At 72.7% G+C, this 14,287-nt stretch carries 8 protein-coding genes and 5 pseudogenes; 6 read left to right on the top strand and 7 right to left on the bottom strand.

Annotated elements, in window-relative coordinates; genetic code table 11:
• The first annotated feature begins 27 nt into the window (after positions 1-27).
• Positions 28-477: an ATP-binding cassette domain-containing protein gene (locus tag MTP03_RS10210; RefSeq protein ID WP_371820940.1), complete on the top strand. Its 450-nt coding sequence runs from the start codon at positions 28-30 to the stop codon at positions 475-477.
• Here the strand turns inward: MTP03_RS10210 and MTP03_RS10205 are convergent.
• The 4 genes and pseudogenes from MTP03_RS10205 to aspS all read right to left on the bottom strand — a co-directional run bounded on the left by MTP03_RS10205 (position 417) and on the right by aspS (position 5,576).
• Positions 417-1,330: pseudogene (locus MTP03_RS10205) on the bottom strand (transglutaminase N-terminal domain-containing protein). The gene MTP03_RS10210 and the pseudogene MTP03_RS10205 sit on opposite strands and share 61 nt — an antisense overlap.
• On the bottom strand, positions 1,321-2,274 hold the full coding sequence (locus MTP03_RS10200) for an alpha-E domain-containing protein (RefSeq protein WP_248491813.1): 954 nt from the start codon (positions 2,272-2,274) through the stop codon (positions 1,321-1,323). Before MTP03_RS10200 ends, MTP03_RS10205 begins: the two are co-directional and overlap by 10 nt.
• Before the next feature lie 266 nt (positions 2,275-2,540).
• A pseudogene (locus tag MTP03_RS10195) lies at positions 2,541-3,557 on the bottom strand (circularly permuted type 2 ATP-grasp protein); the annotation flags it as partial.
• Positions 3,558-3,774: 217 nt separating this feature from the next.
• Positions 3,775-5,576 (bottom strand): annotated as a pseudogene (gene aspS / locus MTP03_RS10190) (aspartate--tRNA ligase).
• A gap of 95 nt (positions 5,577-5,671) precedes the next feature.
• On the opposite strand from aspS, the gene MTP03_RS23620 reads away from it, so the two are divergent.
• From MTP03_RS23620 to MTP03_RS10180, 3 genes are read left to right on the top strand one after another with little or no spacing between them, the layout of a single operon-like run.
• Positions 5,672-5,893 (top strand): hypothetical protein, encoded by a 222-nt coding sequence (locus tag MTP03_RS23620; protein WP_371820939.1) that lies wholly within the window; start codon positions 5,672-5,674, stop codon positions 5,891-5,893.
• A complete protein-coding gene (locus MTP03_RS10185; RefSeq protein ID WP_371820938.1) occupies positions 5,890-6,570 on the top strand; it encodes a neutral zinc metallopeptidase in 681 nt (226 codons plus the stop codon). Before MTP03_RS23620 ends, MTP03_RS10185 begins: the two co-directional genes overlap by 4 nt.
• Positions 6,571-6,589: 19 nt before the next feature.
• On the top strand, positions 6,590-8,218 hold the full coding sequence (locus MTP03_RS10180) for a DUF885 domain-containing protein (RefSeq protein ID WP_248491812.1): 1,629 nt from the start codon (positions 6,590-6,592) through the stop codon (positions 8,216-8,218).
• Between the two features lie 253 nt (positions 8,219-8,471).
• Here MTP03_RS10180 and MTP03_RS10175 read toward each other — a convergent pair whose 3' ends face one another.
• Entirely contained in the window at positions 8,472-9,359 is an 888-nt protein-coding gene (locus MTP03_RS10175) for a diacylglycerol kinase family protein (RefSeq protein WP_248491811.1), read from the bottom strand.
• Positions 9,356-10,942, bottom strand: a complete 1,587-nt coding sequence (locus MTP03_RS10170; protein ID WP_248491810.1) for an FAD-binding oxidoreductase — start codon at positions 10,940-10,942, stop codon at positions 9,356-9,358. The genes MTP03_RS10175 and MTP03_RS10170 overlap by 4 nt, the downstream gene beginning before the upstream one ends.
• 15 nt (positions 10,943-10,957) lie before the next feature.
• On the opposite strand from MTP03_RS10170, the gene MTP03_RS10165 reads away from it, so the two are divergent.
• Together MTP03_RS10165 and MTP03_RS10160 are read left to right on the top strand one after the other, a co-directional pair.
• Positions 10,958-11,563 carry a TetR/AcrR family transcriptional regulator gene (locus MTP03_RS10165; RefSeq protein ID WP_248491809.1) on the top strand — a complete coding sequence of 202 codons (606 nt, stop codon included), beginning with the start codon at positions 10,958-10,960 and terminating at the stop codon, positions 11,561-11,563.
• A pseudogene (locus tag MTP03_RS10160) lies at positions 11,560-13,107 on the top strand (glycerol-3-phosphate dehydrogenase/oxidase). Before MTP03_RS10165 ends, MTP03_RS10160 begins: the two are co-directional and overlap by 4 nt.
• Here the strand turns inward: MTP03_RS10160 and MTP03_RS10155 are convergent.
• Positions 13,101-14,254, bottom strand: a pseudogene (locus MTP03_RS10155) (GTP-binding protein). The pseudogenes MTP03_RS10160 and MTP03_RS10155 sit on opposite strands and share 7 nt — an antisense overlap.
• Positions 14,255-14,287 lie beyond the last annotated feature (33 nt).

Below are 14,287 nucleotides of genomic sequence, written 5' to 3'. Positions count from 1 at the left end.
CGGCGCCCGCGTCCCGCGCCCGGCGCGGTGGCCCTGCTGGCCCAGAACCCGCGGACCGCGTGCAACCCGCGGTGGCGGCTGCGGCGGATCGTCGCGGAACCGCAGGAGATCGCCGGCGCACCCGATGCCCGGGCCGCCGCGGACGCCGCCCGCGCCGCGGGACTCGACGGTGCGCTGCTGGACCGGTTCCCGGCACAGGTCAGCGACGGTCAGCTGCAACGCGCGTGCCTGGCCCGCGTGCTGCTGCAGGCGCCGCGGTTCGTGTTCGCCGACGAACCGGTCGCGATGCTCGACCCGGTGTCGGCGCGGGCCGTCCTATCGGTCCTGGACGAGCTGACGGCCGCCGGCACCGGCCTGATGCTCGTCAGCCACAACGCGGCGCTCGTGCGCCGCCGGGCCGCCGAGCTGGTCGAGCTTCAGTCGAGCGGCGCCACGTCGACCGAGACGCCGATCCGCGACCCCTTGGACTCGGTGTAGATCACGCCGCGCAGCGGCGGGACGTCCTCGTAGTCCCGGCCCCACGCGACGGTCACGTGCCGTTCGTCGACGAACTTGTTGTTCGTCGGGTCGAACGGCAGCCACTGATCGCCCGGCAGCCACACCGCCGCCCACGCGTGCGTCGCGCCCGCGCCGACGACGCGGTCCTCGCCGGGCGGCGGCTCGGTGGCGAGGTAGCCCGACACGTAGCGGGCCGCCAGCCCCTTGGACCGCAGGCAGGCGATCGCCACCCGCGCGAAGTCCTGGCAGACGCCCTCGCGGCGTTCCATCACGGTGCCGACCCGGGTGGAGACGTTGGTGGCACCGGACTTGTACGCGAAGTCCGTGTAGATCCGTGTGGTCAGCTCCTCGATCGCCTCCACCAGCGGCTTGCCGGGCGTGAGGATCGCGTCGGCGTAGGCGCGCACCGCATCGTCGATCTCGGGCGGCCGCTGGTCCAGCCGGAACTGCACCGCGGTCGCGCCGGCGTCGCCCACCGGGCGGGCCAGCTCCACGGCGCGAGCGCCGGCCCCTCGTCGGTGACGGCGCGGTCGAGCGGGTCGACCGCGACCAGGGACTCCCCGCGCACGGTGAGCTCGGTGTGCGGCGTCGTGACGTGGAAGTACGTGTCGGTGTTGCCGAACGCGTCGACGCCCTCGGATCGGTCGGTCGGCTCCGGACCGATGGTGATCGTGTGCTCCTCGACGCGCTGGTCGGGCAGGTCGCGCGGCGCCAGGTAACAGCGGCCGAAGCTGGACGTGACCTCGGCGTCGTATCGGTAGGTGGTCTCGTGGACCACGCGGTAGCGGCGGGTCGAGGAGGCCTCGGTCCGCCGCGAGAAGCTCAGCCCCACGACTGCACCCCCACCCAGATCGGACGCGCCGCGGCCGGCAGCGCGAACCGCGTGCGCTCGAGCACGTCGGAGACCTCACGCAGCCCCTCGTCGACCGCGTCGAGCAGGGCCGCGAGTTCGCCGCGCCGACCGTCTGCGACGGTGTCGGCGTCGTCGGGGTCGAACCGGCCGAGCCGGGCCAGCAGTTCGGTCGCGGTGCGCTCGGCGGCAGCGCTGCGCAGCTCGTCGGGCAGGTGTTGCAGGTCCCGCGACAGCGCGCCCAGCGCCGACACCAGCGACCGGGGGTTCGTGGCGTCGAAGAACATGAGGTCGACTGCCGCGCCCGCCCGCAACACGGCCCGGTGCCGCCGGCGGTAGGTCACGGCCGACTCACAGGTCACCAGGTAGGCGTCGAGCAGGCCCGCCTCGACCTCGGTCCCGTGCTCGGGCACCACCATCGCGCGGGTGACGGCCGCCAGCTGCAGCGATCGTTCGATCCGGCGGCCCGCGTCCATCATCAGCCACGCCGGGTCCTCGACCAGCGACTCCCGGGCCAGGCCGGCGAACGCGAGCAGCGAAACGAGCACGTCGCCGAGCGTCTCGTCGAGCTGCTCGCCCTCGTCGTCGACGTCCTGCGCGAGCCGCCCCAGCGACCGCTCGGCCCCGCTCAGCACCAACCAGGTGTCGGTGGACATCTGGTCGCGCACCGCCCGCAGGCAGGCGCGCAACCGCACGCCCGAATGCGCGACGGTGCCAGGCAGTTCGGTGTCCAGGGTGAGGCGCCGCAACCGCGCGAGGACGTCGGACTGCTCGCTGCCCTCCGCGACGATCCGCCCGAGGTGCTCGGTGACCGACACCTCGACCACCGCGTCGAGCAGGGGCTGCAGCGCGGCGGCGCCGGCCTGCCACGGGCGGTGCCGGAACTCGCGGCTGCGGTCGTGCGCCGTCGACAGCAGCCGCACCATCGCCTCGGTGCGCTCGGCGTACCTGCCGATCCAGAACTGGTCCGACAGGACGCGGGCGTCGCGATCGGCGCGGACGGCCGGACGCTCCGCGGCACCCGCGGCGCGGTCGAGACGCGCGCCGACGCACGCACGTCCTCCGGCGTCGGCACCCAGACGTCGCGGGCCGCGGACGCGTCGAGCAGGGCGCCGGCGGCACCGTCGAGCAGGACCTGGCCGAGCCCGCCGGGCAGGACCGTGTACCCGGACTCCTGGCCGAGGGAGAAGGCGCGCAGCGCGAAGCCCTTGTCCACGACGGAGCCGCGGTCGAGCGCGGGCCGGGTCGCGAGCGGCGTCGGCGTCTTGAGGCACCAGACGGCCGGGTCGGCGGCGACCCGGGATCGGAGCCCGGCCGCGTCGTCGGCGGTGAGGGTCGCGCCCACGATCCGCTCGCCCGCGGCGAAGTCGATGAGGAGCAGCTCGTCGAGCGGACCGTCGAGCGCGGCGCGCCCGGCCGGGGTCGCGGCGTGCAGGGTGGGCGTCGACGCGAGCAGCAGGTCCTCGTCGAGCAGCGCGCGGCACAGCTGCGGCAGATAGGCGTGCAGGGCGGGGTTCTCGAGCACCCCGGAACCCAGGGTGTTGACGACGGTGACCGCTCCCCGGGTCATCATCTCCACGAGTCCGACCACGCCGAGCTGCGAGTCGGTGCGCAGGTCCAGCGGGTCGGAGAACTCCGAGTCGACGCGGCGCAGGATCACGTCGACTCGCTTCATCCGGCCGAGCGCGCGCATGAACACGCCACCGTCGCGGACCGTCAGGTCGGCGGCCTCCACCAGCGGGAAGCCGAGCGCGGATGCGAGGTACGCCTGGTCGAACGCCGTCTCGGAGAAGGCGCCGGGGCTCAGCACGACGACGGTCGGGTCGTCCACGCCGGGCGGCGCCACGTCGAGCAGTTGCACCCGCATGGCGGTCGCGAACGACGACAGCGGGCGCGGCGTCTCGGCGCGGAACTCGCGCGGCAGGGCCCGGGACGTGACCCGCCGGTCGGCCAGCGCGTAGCCCACGCCCGACGGTGCCTGGGTCCGGTCCGCCACGGCGGCCCAGTCGTCCGTTCCGTCCGGGACACCGAGGTCCACGCCGTGCAGGAACAGGGACCTCGGGCCGGGCGACGGTACGCCGACGGCCCGTCGGATGTACCCGGGGTGCGCGAACAGCACCTCGGGCGGCACGAGCCCCGTCCGGACTGTGCGCTGCTCGCCGTAGAAGTCGCTGAGCACCGCGTCCAGCAGCAGCGAACGCTGCGCCACGCCCCGGGCCAGGAGATCCCACTCGTCGGCGCCGAGGAGCACGGGCAGCGGGTCGAGCCGCCACGGCACGGGCTCGACCGGTTCGGCGGCCGCGGGCACCGCGTCGAGGGCGTTGTAGGTGATGCCCTCGTCGTCGATCAGGCCACGGACCCGCGCCGAGAGCCGGCGCAGGCCGGCCGGGTCGAGCCCGCGGAGGCCGTCGATCGTCACCGCGGACCTATGCCTTCGTCGCGCCCTCCGGCGCGGCCGGGCCGGCCTCCGGCTTCTTGGGCTTGGCGTCCATGCCCGACTCGCGGCGCTGCTGCGCGGTGATCGCTGCGGGCGCGTCGGTCAGCGGGTCGACGCCGCCGCCCGACTTCGGGAACGCGATGACCTCGCGGATCGATGACGCGCCGGCGAGCAGCGAGACCACGCGGTCCCAGCCGAAGGCGATGCCGCCGTGCGGCGGAGCGCCGTACGAGAAGGCGTCGAGGAGGAAGCCGAACTTCTCGCGGGCCTGCTCCTCGTCGATGCCCATGATCGCGAAGACGCGCTCCTGAACGTCCTTGCGGTGGATACGGATCGAGCCACCGCCGATCTCGTTGCCGTTGCAGACGATGTCGTAGGCGTAGGCCGGGCGCTGCCCGGGTCGGTGTCGAAGGTGCCGATCGACTCCGGCTTGGGGCTGGTGAATGCGTGGTGCACCGCCGTCCAGGCACCGTCGCCCACGGCCACGTCGCCCGAGGCGGTCGCGTCGTCGGCGGGCTCGAACAGCGGGGCGTCGACCACCCAGGTGAAGGCCCAGTCGCCCTCCTTGATGAGGCCCAGCTTGTCGGCGATCTCGCCGCGGGCCGCACCGAGCAGGGCGCGCATCGTCTTGGTGGGGCCGGCGGCGAAGACGCAGTCGCCCGGCTGGGCGCCCACGTGCGCGGCGAGGCCCGCACGCTCGTCGTCCGAGAGGTTCTTGGCGACGGGTCCGGTGAGCTCGCCGTCCTCGCCGATCAGCACGTACGCGAGGCCGCGGGCGCCGCGCTGCTTGGCCCACTCCTGCCAGGCGTCGAGCTGGCGACGGGGCTGGCTCGCGCCGCCCGGCATGACGACCGCGCCGACGTACGGCGCCTGGAACACCCGGAACGGCGTGTTCGCGAAGTACTCGGTGCACTCGACGAGTTCGAGCCCGAAGCGCAGGTCCGGCTTGTCGGAGCCGAAGCGGCGCATCGCCTCGGCGTACGTCAAGCGCGGGATCGGGGTCGGGATCTCGTGCCCGATGAGCGACCACAAGGCCTTGACGATCTGCTCGCCGAGCGCGATCACGTCCTCCTGGTCCACGAAGCTCATCTCGATGTCGAGCTGGGTGAACTCGGGCTGCCGGTCGGCGCGGAAGTCCTCATCGCGGTAGCAGCGCGCGATCTGGTAGTACCGCTCCATGCCGGCGACCATGAGCAACTGCTTGAACAGCTGCGGGCTCTGCGGCAGCGCGTAGAACGTGCCGGGGCGCAGGCGCGCGGGCACCAGGAAGTCGCGGGCGCCCTCCGGGGTGGACCTGGTCAGCGTTGGCGTCTCGATCTCGACGAAGTCGTTGAGCGCCAGGATGTTCCGCGCCACCGCGTTGGCCTGGCTCCGCAACTTGATCGCGGCCGCGGGGTCCTCGCGGCGCAGGTCGAGGTAGCGGTACTTCAGGCGCGCCTCCTCGCCCGGCTCCTCGTCGAGTTGGAAGGGCAGCGGCGCCGACTCGTTGAGCACGGTCAGCTCGGTGACGTTCACCTCGATCGCGCCCGACGGCAGGTTCGGGTTCTCGCTGCCCTCGGGCCGCTTCTCGACGGTGCCGGTCACCAGCACGCAGTACTCCGAACGCAGCCGGTGCGCCTGCTCGGCGACGTCCGACTCACGGAACACCACCTGCGCGACGCCGGAGCTGTCGCGCAGGTCGATGAAGATGACACCGCCGTGGTCACGCCGGCGGGCGACCCAGCCCGCGAGGGTGACGACGGTGCCGGCGTCATCCGCTCGCAACGATCCGGCCAGGTGGGTGCGCAGCACTTCGGGGTGTCCTTTCGATGGCAAAGATTTCAACCCTGACATGCTACGGGGCGAACCGGTTCACCATCTCACCCCACTCATGGAAAGCTGTCGGCATGACCTTCCGGGATGACAGCTCCATCGACACCAGCGGTGCCAGCGCAGGCGGCGGTGGCGGCGGCATGGGCCGCGGCATGATGATCGGCGGCGGAGGCATCGGTGCAGTGGTCGTCGTCGTCTTGGGCCTGATCTTCGGCGTCGATCTCACCGGCGGTGGATCGTCGCAGGATCCGCAGCAGGGCCGGGCCAGGGGATCTCCGCCGGGCAGGAACAGGTGAATCGCGACATCGCCGCGTGCAAGACCGGCGCGGACGCGAACAAGAACACGACGTGCCGCATCGTGGCCACGTCGAACTCGCTCGACAAGGTGTGGGCGACCCTGGTCCGCGGCTACAAGAAGCCGAGCGCGCTCAAGATCATGCCGACGGATGCCGCGGCCATCAACACGGGCTGCGGCGTCGCCGATGCCGGTACCGGGCCGTTCTACTGCCCCGCCGACAACGTCGCCGTGTTCCAGCTCGACTTCATGGACCGGGTGATCAAGAAGATGGGCGGCTCGAACGCCCCGTTCTCGCAGGAGTACATCGTGGCCCACGAGTGGGGCCATCACATCCAGACGCTGCTCGGGGACATCAACAAGGCACAGCAGGGCAGCGGCGCCCAGGGCGGCTCGGTCCGGGTCGAGCTGCAGGCCGACTGCTACGCCGGCGTGTGGGCCTCCAAGGCCGACAAGGGCGAGGGCGCGATGCTCCAGCCGCTGACGCAGCAGGACATCTCGGGCGCCATCCAGTCCGCCGAGGCGATCGGCGACGACACCATCCAGCGCAACGCCGGCCGCACCGTCAACCCGGAGTCGTTCTCGCACGGCACCTCCGCGCAGCGGGTGAAGTGGTTCAACCAGGGCTACAAGACGGGCTCCCCGGCGCAGTGCAACACCTTCACCGGTTCCATCTGATCGCGCTAGCCTCGCAAGGGTGACTGACTCGTTCACCCCCACTCCCATCGACGCACTCGCGGACCGGCTGGCCCTCCGCCTCGCCGAGGCCGACCCGATCGAGGCGACAGCGGTCGGGATCACCGATGTCGACGACCGGCTCACCGACTTCTCCCCCGCGGGCGTCGCGGCGCGGATCGCGGTCGCGCGGGAGACGCTCGCCGAGTTGTCGACCCTGACGCCGGAGTCGGACGCCGACCGGGTCACCGCGGAAGCGCTGCGCGAGCGGCTCGGGGTGGAGATCGAACTCGCCGATGCGGGGCGGACCGTCGGCGACCTCAACGTGATCGCCTCGCCGCTGCAGGCGATCCGGGACGTCTTCGACCTGATGCCCGACGGTGACCCGCGCCTCGCGCCGCGCCTCGCGGCCGTGCCGCAGGCCGTCGAGTCGGCGATCTCGGGCCTGCGGGCCCGCCTGGCCGACGGCTCCTGGCCGTTCCCCGCGCTGCAGGTGCGCGAGGTTCTCGCGCAGGCCCGCGAGGCGGGCGAGCAGGTCGCGGCCAACGCCGCACGCGCGGCCGACGTCGCGCCCGGCGTCACCGACGACATCCACGCGGCCTTCGAGCGGTTCGCGGAGGTCCTCGAGACGGAGATCGCCCCGTGGGCGATCCCGGTGGACCAGCCGGGCGGCCTCGGCGTGGGCCGCGAGGTCTACCCGCTGTACTCGCGACTGTTCCTGGGCACGGCAGTCGACCTGGAGGAGACCTACGCCTGGGGGCAGGAACTCCTCGCGTCCATCGTCGCCGAACAACACGACGTCGCGGCCCGTCTGTACCCGGGCGCGACGGTCGCAGAGACCCTGGCGAAGCTCGACGCCGAGCCGCGGTACGTGCTCCAGGGAACGGACGCCCTGCGCGAGTGGATGCAGCGGACCTCCGACGAGTCGGTATCCGCCCTCGCGAGAACGCATTTCGACATTCCCATGCAGCTGCACCATCTCGACTGCCGGATCGCACCGAGCAGCAACGGCGGCATCTACTACACCGGACCGTCCGCCGACCTGACGCGGCCGGGCACGATGTGGTGGTCCGTACCGCCCGGTGTCACCGAGTTCCACACGTGGCAGGAGAAGACCACCGTCTACCACGAGGGCGTGCCCGGCCACCACCTGCAGATCGGGCAGGCCGTGATCGCGCCGCTCAACCGGTGGCGCAAGCTCTACTCGTTCACGTCGGGCCACGGCGAGGGCTGGGCGCTGTACGCGGAGCGACTCATGCGGGACCTGGGCTTCCTCGACGACGACGGTGACCTCATGGGCATGCTCGACTCCCAGCGGCTCCGGGCCGCGCGCGTGGTGCTGGACATCGGCGTGCATTGCGGCTTCGACGCGCCCGCCGAGGTCGGCGGCGGCGCGTGGACCTACGACAAGGGCTGGGCCTTCCTCCGCTCGCACGTCGCCATGTCGGACGAGCAACTGCGCTTCGAGTACCACCGCTATCTGGGCTGGCCCGGCCAGGCACCGTCGTACTCCGTGGGCCAGCGGGTGTGGGAGCAGACCCGCGACGGCTACCTCGCGGCGCACCCCGGCGCGTCGATCAAGGACTTCCACCGCGACGCCACGGCGCTGGGCGGCATGGGCCTGGACACGCTGCGCGCAGCAATCGTCTGAGCGGCCTCGGGTTCAGCGTGATCGCCGATCGGTACGGCCGGACCACCTCGCTGTCGCTGACGATCGGCCGCGTCGCGAGCGGCTGGTGCTCAATCCACCTCCATCCCGTCGAACCGCAGGTCGCCGGTGTCGGCCATGAGCGGCACGACGCACATCTTTCGAAGCGTTCTGCGGAGATTCCGCGAGTCGCTTCGCAGAACGCCTCGAAAGATGTTGTCCCCCAACGGACACCGCCACGGATGCGACGGGCGGGTCAGCGGGGCACGAGCACCGGGAGCACGGCCCTACGGATCCCGACGGTAACGGGCAGCTCCTGCAGGTAGTCGCCGTCGGCGTGGACGGGGATCGGCCGGTCGGCACCGACCACGACGTCCCGCCCGCTGAAGGTCAGCACCTCCGCCCGCGCGACGTGGGCGCCGGTCTTGGCCTCCCCCATCGCGCTGATGAGCCTGAGCTTGTTCCCGGCTCCGTCGACGGCGAGCACATCGATCCGGCCGTTGTCGGACGCGGCCGCCGGCACCATGTGCAGGCCGCTGCCGTACCACCCCGAGTTGGCGATCACCACCATGTGCACCGGACCGGACAGCACCTCGGCACCGTCGACCTCGATACGGAAACCGGCGGGCTTCCACCGCAACGCGGCGATCGCGGGCGCGAGCCGGTACGCGAGCGGGCCCATCCAGCGCAGCCTGTTGATCAGCTCGGTGGCCACCGAGTCGAGGCCGACGTACACGTTCCCGACGGCGATCTCGTCACCGACCGTGAGCACGTCCAGATCGCGGCGGCGGCCGTCGCAGAGCACATCGGCGACGGCGGACGGGTCGTCGGGGAGCCGCAGGTGCCGGGCCATGTCGTTGCCGCGGCCGGCGGTCACGATCCCCATCGGCGCGCCGGGCACCCGCAGCACCCCGGAGGCCACGTCGCGGATCTGGCCGTCGCCGCCGACGGCCACGGTCAGCGCGCCGGACGCGGCGGCCTCCGCGGCGAGCCGTCGGGCATCGGCACCGGAGGACGACGCCGAGACCCGTGCGGACACGTCCCGTCGGGCCAGCTCCGCGGCCACGGCGGCCCAGCGTTCCCACGCGGCGCCGCCGCCGGAGATCGGATTCAGGACCGCGACGACGTCGGACGTGCCGGTCATGGGAGCAGGATCCCGGGATTGAGCACGCCCTGCGGATCGAGCGCGGATTTCACGGCGCGCAGCGCTGCGAGCTGCACGTCGCCGATCTCCTCGAGATAGGCGGATCGGTGGTCGGTGCCCACCGCGTGGTGGTGGGTGATCGACGCACCGGCCGCGCGGATGGCGGCGTTCGCCGCGCTCTTCGCCGCGCCCCATTGCGCCAGCGGATCCTCCAGGGCCTTGCAGATCACTGTGAAGTACAGCGACGCGCCCGTCGGGTAGACGTGCGAGATGTGGCACATCACCACGGCGGGGGTGCCGAGGTCGCCGAGCGCGCCGGTGATCGCCGACGTCACGTCGGCCTTGAGCCGATCGACGTTGGACCAGAAGGTCACCGTCTCCAGCGTCTCGACCAGGGCCCCCGCATCAAGCAGCGGATCGCGCAGGTACGGCCCGCGGAACCGGCCGGCGCGCCACGCCTCGCCCGGTTCCGGGCCGAGGAAGGAACCACCGAGCTCGGCGAGCCGCGCGGAGACGTATCCGTCGCGGCAGTCGACGTCCACCTCGTCGCCCTCGAAACCCACGATCATCAGGCATCCGCCCACGGCGGCCTTGCCCGCCGCGCCCGGATCGGCGAGGTTCAGACCGGTTTCCGCCTCGTCGGACAGGCGCAGCACAGTGGGCCGAACGGAACCCTGCGCGAGCACGCGCATGGCGCGCGCGCCGGCGGCGAAGTCGGCGAAGTGCCAGCCGTAGAAGCGGCGCACCGCCGGGACCGGGTGCACCCGCACACGCACCGCGGTGACCACCCCGAACGCGCCTTCGGAGCCGAGGAACAGCTGCCTCAGATCGGGCCCGGCGGCCGACTTGGGGGCGGTGCCGATCTCGGCGACGCCCTGCGGCGTGGCCACCGTGAGTCCGACGACCATCTCGTCGAACCGGCCGTAGCCGATGGATGCCTGCCCGGCGGAACGGGTCGCGGCGCAGCCGCCGACGGTGGCGCCCTCGTAGGACTGCGGGAAGTGGCCGAGTTCGTAGCCGCGTTCGGCGAGCAGCCGCTCCGCGTCGGGGAGCCGCGTGCCGGCCGCCAGTGTGGCGATCTGCGACACCTCGTCGAGGTCGATGAGGCCGGTCATTCCGCGCAGGTCCAGGGCCACGACGGGCCGCGCCTGGTCGGGGGCGAGCCCGCCGGTCACCGAGGTACCGCCGGCGAACGGGCTGACGGTCAGGTCCTTCGCCTCACATACCGCGAGGACCTCGGCCACCTGCTGGGCGGTCGACGCCGTGACCACCACGTCCGGCGCGTCGGAGGTGTCGCCGGCGCGGAACTTGAGCAGGTCCGGCGTGGAGTATCCGCGCAGGTGCGCGATCCGGGCCGCGTCCTCGAGGGAGACCGCCGCGCCGGTGCGCTGCAGCGCCGACAGCGCCCGCCCCGAGACACGCGAGGGCATGAGGAACAACCCCTGCGCGCCGGATGCGGCACCATCGATACCGAGCATGGTGAGTGCGCCGCGCACCGAATCGGACAGGTGCATCGGAGCACCGGGATCGCCCCACCGACCGGGCTCGAAGGCCACGACGGGGATCTGCACCTCGGAAGTCATGATACATTTGTACACATGATGTCGCAGGATCTCAATCCACGGTCGGCCCCGCCTCGCTCGGCCAACGCGGTCGATGACGAGTTGATTCTCGACGCCGCGCGTGACCTGATGTCGACGATCGGCATCCGTCGCACCACGATGGCCGACGTCGCGCGTACCGCCCAGGTCTCCCGCGCCACCCTGTACCGCCGCTACCCCAATGTCCAGGCGCTCGCCGCGGCGGTCACCACCCGCGAGTTCGTCGCCGCGCTCGCCACTGTCGGCCTGTTCGACGGTGCCACCGGCCGCGAGACCGTCACGCGCACCGTCGTCCACGTGACCTCGTCGGCCCGCGCACATCCGCTACTGCGCCGCATCATCGAGCTCGACCCCGAGTTCCTGCTGCCGTACCTGTTGCACCGCACCGGCCGGACCTCGCGAGCGCAGCTCGAGGCCCTCACCGCCGGGATCGCATCCGGCCAGGCCGACGGCAGTATCCGGCAGGGCGACGCGCGCGAGCTCGCCGCCGTCGTGCTCCAGGCCGCGTGGTCGTCCACCTTCACCGGCCCGGTGTTCACCGAATCCACCGAACTGCTCGACGCGCAGCTGTTCGACCTCCTCGACCGGTACCTCGCGCCGTGACAGCGCCTCTCGAGACCGTCGCCCCGTCCACCCGGCTCTCGGCGGCCCGGCGCGCCGCCGACCTCACAGCGCTGGTGGCCGACTCGTCGGTCGACCTGCTGGTGATCGGCGGCGGGGTCACCGGCACCGGCGTCGCCCTCGACGCCGCGAGCCGAGGCCTGCGCGTCGCCCTCGTCGAGAAGCACGACCTGGCGTTCGGCACCAGCCGCTGGTCGTCCAAGCTCGTGCACGGCGGGCTGCGCTATCTGGCTTCGGGCGCCGTGGGAATCGCCTACGAGAGCGCCGTCGAGCGCGACGCCCTGATCCGCACCATCGCCCCGCACCTGACCCGCCCCTGGCCCAGGTGGTGCCCCTCCTCGGCGACGTGTCCCGACGGGACGCCGCCCTCACCCGGGCCGGCTTCCTCGCGGGCGACCTGCTGCGGCGCGCGGCGCGCACGCCGACGTCCGCACTGGCGCGGCCGCGCCGCATCTCCCCCGCCGACGTGATCGCCCTGGCACCCACCGTGCGACGCGCAGGCCTCCGCGGCGGCCTTCTCAACTGGGACGGCCAGCTCACCGACGACGCCCGGCTCACCGTGGGCATCGCGCGCACCGCTGCGAGCCACGGCGCGACGATCCTCACCCACTGCGGCGCCACCCAGGTCACGGGCACTGCGGCCACCGTCACCGACGAGCTGACCGGCCACTCGTTCACCCTCCGCGCCCGCGCGGTGGTGAACGCGACCGGCGTGTGGTCGGGCACCGTCGATCCCGCGATCCGGTTGCGCCCCAGCCGGGGCACCCACCTCGTGTTCCGGCAGGAGAGCTTCGGCGGGCTCACCGCCGGCCTGACCGTGCCCGTACCCCACACGTTCGGCCGGTACGTGTTCGCGCTGCCGCAGCCCGACGGGCGGGTCTACGTGGGCCTGACGGACATCGAGGCCGACGGTCCGCTGCCCGACGTCCCGACGCCCTCGGCCGACGAGATCGACTTCCTGCTCGCGACGGTGAACCTCGCCCTCGGCACGCCCCTGACCCGCGACGACGTGGTGGGCGCGTTCGCCGGCCTGCGGCCGCTGCTCGATTCCGGCGCCGGACAGACGGCGGACGTCTCCCGCAAGCACGCCGTCCTCACCCGCGGCGACGGCCTGGTGACGGTGGTCGGCGGCAAGCTCACGACGTACCGCCGGATGGCGCAGGACGCGGTCGACGCCGCACTCGCCGCATCGGCCTGGCGGCCGGCCCCTGCGTCACCCGGGCCCTTCCCTGGTGGGCGCCGCGCCGCAGGACGCCTTGCGCCGCATCGACGCCCCGGAACGGCTGGTCCGCGCGTACGGCACCGAGGCGCCGGCGGTCCTCGCCCTCGCCGCGGCGGACCCCGCCCTCGCGGAGCCCGTGGCTCCCGGCACCGAGGTCACCGGAGCCGAGCTCGTGTTCGGCGCCCTCGTCGAGGGAGCGACGACCGAGGCCGACCTCCTCGAGCGCCGCACGCGCCTGTCCCTCATCCCGCCGGTCGCAGCAGCAGCGGCGGGTGCCGCGCGGGCCGCGCTCGCCGCTCAGTGACGGTGCGCCGGCACGTTCCACGCCGGTAGCCGGTCCGGGTAGTCGACCCACGCGGCCGGCCCTTCGGCGACCTCGTCGTCGGTGAGCAGCGCACGGTCGAGCAGCTCCCGCATCCGATCGGCGTCGAGCCGGACGCCGATGAAGACCAGCTCCTGCTGCGGCGCACCGTCGACCTGCGACCAGTAGGCGGCGGGCTCGATGGTGAGGTTGGGCCCGGCCTGGGACCAGACGCCGACCAGGTCCGGACGGCTCGCGATCCAGCAGAAACCCTTGCTCCGAGCACGGCACGGACGTCCGCGAGCGATTCGAGCAGCCGCTGCGGATGGAACGGCCGGTCGGCCCGGTAGGCCATCGAGGAGATCCCGTACTCCTCCGTCTCGGGCGTGTGGCCGCCGATCACTTCGTCGTCCCATCCGGCGACCGAGGACGCGGCGTCGTGGTCGAACAGGCCGGTGCCGATCACCTCGGCGACCGCGATCTCGCCGCGCGGCAGCGGCCGCACCCGCGCCCGCGGGTTGAGCCGCCGCACGGTGGCCTCGACGGCGCCGCCGGCGGCCGCGGAGACCAGGTCCAGCTTGCTGATGAGCACGACGTCGGCGAACTCGACCTGGTCGATGAGCAGGTCGGCGATGGACCGCTCGTCGCCCGCGGCGGCGCCGAGGCCGCGCTGCGCGAGGCTCGCGCCCCGGGCGATCTCGCCGAGGAACGTGCTGGCGTCGACCACGGTGACCATCGTGTCGAGGGCGGCGAGGTCGCCGAGGCGGCTGCCGTCGTCGAAGGTCCAGTCGAAGGTCGCGGCCACGGGCATCGGCTCGGAGATGCCCGTGGACTCGATGACGAGATGGTCGAAGCGCGGTCCGCCCTCGGGGGTGCGTTGCCGCGCGATCGCGCCGACGGCGTCGACGAGGTCCTCGCGCAGGGTGCAGCAGATGCACCCGTTGCTGAGCTCGACGAGCTTCTCCTCGGTGCGGTCGAAGCCGCCGAGGTCGACGAGCGCGGCATCGACGTTGACTTCGCTCATGTCGTTGACGATCACCGCGATCCGCAGGCCGTCGCGGTTGGTCAGGAGGTGGTTGAGCAGCGTGGTCTTGCCGGCGCCGAGGAAGCCGGAGAGGACGGTGACGGGCAGTGGGGCTGAGGCGGTCATGCCACTAATAGTAATCATTTCCATTAGTGATGC

This window comes from Tsukamurella sp. PLM1 (assembly GCF_023168325.1).
In the GTDB taxonomy this organism is placed as follows: Bacteria; Actinomycetota; Actinomycetes; order Mycobacteriales; family Mycobacteriaceae; genus Tsukamurella.
This window is presented reverse-complemented; position numbering and strand designations above follow the sequence as displayed.